The sequence below is a fragment of the Frankia sp. CoWAU3 genome, from assembly GCF_977971855.1.
Genome location: NZ_CDWWXB010000241.1, coordinates 1239 through 5190, shown reverse-complemented (window position 1 = coordinate 5190; position 3952 = coordinate 1239). Strand labels below are relative to the sequence as shown.

The 3952-nt window shown below is 67.1% G+C and carries 3 protein-coding genes; 1 reads left to right on the top strand and 2 read right to left on the bottom strand.

The window, feature by feature from the left end; genetic code table 11:
• Nucleotides 1-2457 (bottom strand): UPF0182 family membrane protein (locus AC08ON_RS16315; RefSeq protein WP_476617275.1); only part of this gene is annotated, 2457 nt, incomplete at its 3' end.
• Nucleotides 2458-2559: 102 nt separating this feature from the next.
• On the opposite strand from AC08ON_RS16315, the gene AC08ON_RS16310 reads away from it, so the two are divergent.
• Nucleotides 2560-3066, top strand: a complete 507-nt coding sequence (locus tag AC08ON_RS16310; RefSeq protein ID WP_011438157.1) for a PPA1309 family protein — start codon at nucleotides 2560-2562, stop codon at nucleotides 3064-3066.
• A 142-nt stretch (nucleotides 3067-3208) separates the two neighbouring features.
• Here AC08ON_RS16310 and AC08ON_RS16305 read toward each other — a convergent pair.
• Nucleotides 3209-3952: YlbL family protein (locus AC08ON_RS16305; RefSeq protein ID WP_476617274.1), on the bottom strand; the 744-nt coding region annotated here is incomplete at its 5' end.

The following is a 3952-nucleotide window of genomic DNA, read 5'->3' as shown; positions in this document are numbered from 1 at the left end:
CAGGGTCAGCAGGTTGCCCTCGATCGTGGTCGCTCCCCCGCTGCGCCATAGTGACAACTGTTTGGCCACGTCGCCGTTGCCCTCGATGGCGTTCTGCACCTGGACCGGACCGTTGATCGTGTTCCCCGCCGGCAGTTTGAGCAGGGTGAACCGGCCGTAGTTGGCGGGGTCACTGGACACCGCCATGTACGCCGCGAGCTTCGAGGACCGGGCGGAGATCAACGGCGAGGTGAGGTTGTAGGACGGGTCTTTGCGCCCGGGAAGCTGGCTGTAGACGTAGAACGGCGGCTGGGGTTGCCCGCTTCCATCCGGCGAGTCGGACACATCCCAGAAGTCCTCCTGGGAGTAGAAGTCCCGCGGGTTGGAGATGTGGTACTGCCCGATCAGATCGCGCTGGACCTTGAACAGGTCCTCCGGATAACGCAAGTGTGCTCGGAGGGACGGCGGGATGTCACTCTTCGGCTTCACCGTGTCCGGGAACGCCTTCATCCAGGTCCGTAGCACCGGGTCGGACTCGTCCCAGGCGTAGAGGGTGACGGTGCCGTTGTAGGCGTCCACTGTCGCCTTCACCGAGTTACGGATGTAGTTGACCTGGTTCGAGGCCTGCCGGGTGCGGTTGCCACTCTGGGTGGTCACCGAGTCGGCGGTCACGTCACCCAGGGTGCGCCGGGCGGAGTAGGGATAGCCGTCGGAGGTTGTGTAACCATCGAGAATCCAGGTCACCCGGCCATTGACGATCGCCGGGTACGGGTCTCCGTCGAGGGTGAGCCAGGGCGCTGCCTTGCTCACCCGGTCCCGCGGGTTTCGCTCGTCCAGGATCCGGGAGTTCTTCGTGATGTCACCGGAGAGCAGGATGTTCTTCTCCCCGAACCGCAGCGCGAACAGCGCCCGACGGAAGGTCGAGCCGATCGAGACCCCACCGTCGCCCTGGTAGGTCGTGGTGACCTGGGTTTCTCCCGGCCCCGGCCCATCGATCTCCATCTGCCTGGTGCCGACGATGGAATACGACGGCGACATCTCCCCGAAGTAGACCCGGTTCTCCTTGATACCGAAGGTACCGTCCTGCGGGAAACCGCTCACGCCGTGATCGAAGTCGGGGCGCCCCACGTCGACGGTGTTCGACGGCGCCGCGACAAATCCCTTGCCGTGGGTATAGGTCAGGTGCTCGTTGATCCAGTTGCGCTGCTGCGTTCCCAGCCCGGCCTGGTTCAGCTCCCGCACCGATACCACGTAGTCCTGGGTCGTCGACTTCTTGTCCGCCCCTGTGACGGTGTACCGGTCGACGTCGAGCGTCGGCGGGAAACCATAGTAGCCGCGGAACTGCTGGAGCTGCTGGAACGTCCGGGAGAGTTTGCTGGGGTCGAGTAGACGGATGTTGGGGACCGTGCCGGTGTCGGCGGCGACCTGCTGGGCGGTGACGTCGGTGCTGGCGGCATAATCCTGCGGCTCGACGTCCTGGATGCCGTAGGCGGCCCGGGTCGCCGCGATGTTGCGCGCGATGTAGGGCTCCTCGCGGGTCGCCTCGTTCGGCCGGACCTGGAACTGCTGGACGATCGCCGGGTAGATCCCGCCGATCACCACCGAGGACAGGACAAGGATGCCCGCGCCGAGCAGCGGCAGCGTCCAGCCCCGCTGGAAGATGTTGTAGATGAACAGCACCGCGCAGGCCAGCGAGATGAACAGCAGGATCAGCTTCGCCGGCAGCACGGCGTGCACATCGGTGTAGGACGCACCGGTCCCCACCCCGCGCGAGGAGAACACCGAGCCGAACCGGTCGAGGTAGTACGCCCACGCCTTAAGCAGGGCGAGCAGCCCGAGTAGCACCGAGATGTGCGCCTTCGCCGCCGGGGTCACCCGTTCCCCCGTGGTCTGCATCCGGATTCCGCCGAACAGGTAGTGGGTCAGCAGGGTGACGAGCAACGACAGCAGCACCGCGCTCAGCAGGAAGCCGAGCAGGAACCGCTGGAAGGGATAGCTGAACGCGTAATAGCTGATATCCCGGTGAAACTGCAGATCAGGGGTCCCGAAAGACTCGCCGTTCACCCACAGCAGCCACGTCCGCCACTGGCCGGCGGCGGACAGACCCGCAGCCAGGCCGAACAGCGTCGTGACCGCGAGCAAGATCAGCAGCATATACGGCTCGATCACCGACCGGTAGCGTTCCAGGTTCTGCTGCTCGGTCGACAACGGCCGAAGCGGCGGCCGTAGCCGGTACGCAAGTACGATGTTGGTCCCGACGATGATCGCCATTACCACGCCGAAAAGGACGAACAGCAAAATCCGGGTGTAGAGGACAGTGGTGAACACCCTGCTGAAGTCGATCGAGCGGTAGAACAGCAGGTCAGTGTATAGCCGGGCGAAGATGGCGATGATCGTGATCGCGAGGACGATGACAAGCAGCACCGGCACGAGCACCCTGGTGCGGGTCAGCACCGGGCGGCGACTGGTGGTTGCCACAGGTTCCTCCGTGCGTCGGTGATTCGGTGATTCGGGACGCGTACCGCCCTAGTACGGCAACCTACGCCAGGGGCTCTGGGGGAGATCGGAGAGGATGGGTCGGTGAACAGCCCGAACATCACGGAGTTGACCTCCGTCGTACTTGAGGTCGAGCGGCACGTCGCCGATTCCGGGTGGGATCAGCCCAGCCAGGTCTACGCGCTGGCCGACACCGCCGACCTGCTGGCGCGAGAACCCGCGCTGGCCCCCCACATCGGCGACTCCCCGCCTGGGTCGCTGACCCCGGTCGAGCAGGAACCGCTGCCGGTGGGGCGGCTCGACGAGGTGCTGGCGGGGATCGGATGGCCGCCGGAGGTGCTCGGATGCGTGCTGGTCACCGAGCTTGTCGTCCTGCCGCCCAGCGCGGAGGAGGAGGCTCCGTACTCCGATCACGAGATCGAGTACTGGGCGGCGAACCATCCCGAACGCCAGGACGTCCGCCTCGCCGTCGGGGTCACCCGCAGCGGGCTGCACGCGTCCTGCCTGCGAGTCCGCGGGGACGACGAACTCGTCATCGATCCGGATCTGGCCGACAACCTCGTCGACGGGCTGCTCGCGACCTTCCAGTGAGTCGACCCGGCGGGCGGCGGCGCACGGCAGCCGCCCGCCCTCTTCCGGCGCCACCGGGCACAACAGCGCCACCGGGCACAACAGCGCCACCGGGCACAACAGCGCCACCGGGCACGCGGATGGGGCGCGCTTGGGGGCGCGCTCAGCAGGAGGGCACCGCCGCGGCCGGATTCGCCCGGAGGGCCTCGACGGCCTTCAGCGCGCCCGCCAGCGATTCCACCTTCACCAGGCGCGGACCGCCGGAGTCGATCGCGCGGGCGTCACCGCAGTTCCCCGCGGGGACCAGGAAGATCGATGCCCCGGACGCCCTGGCCCCGAGGATCTTCTGCTGGATACCGCCGATCGGTCCCACCTCACCGGCGGAGGTGATCGTCCCGGTGCCAGCGATGATCTTTCCTCCGGTCAACGCGCCGGGGGTGAGAAGGTCCACGATGCCCATCGCGAACATCAGCCCGGCACTCGGCCCGCCGACATCGGAGATGCGGATACGAACCGTGAAAGGGTAGGTCCGCTTCTCCGTCGTGGTGACACCGATCATGGCACGAGCGGGGTCGTCGGTGGCGGCCCGGGTCGTGACGGTGGCCGTGGCCGTCTTTCCGTCGCGCCGATAGGTGACCGTCACAGGATGGCCCGGAGCCACCTTCCCGATCTGCCGGCGCAGCTCCCCCTGGTTGGCCACGGCCACCCCACCGACCTGCACGATCACATCGCCCGGCATCAGCTTGCCGGTGGCCGGGGAGCCCGTGGGGACCCCGGCGACCGCGACCGAACGGCCGGTGGGCGCGATACCGAGCTGCGCGAGCGCTGCCGCGGTCGCCTGGTCCTGTGAGTCGAGCATCGCCTGCGCGTTCTCCTGCTGGATCTGCTCCTGACTCGAACCGGGCGG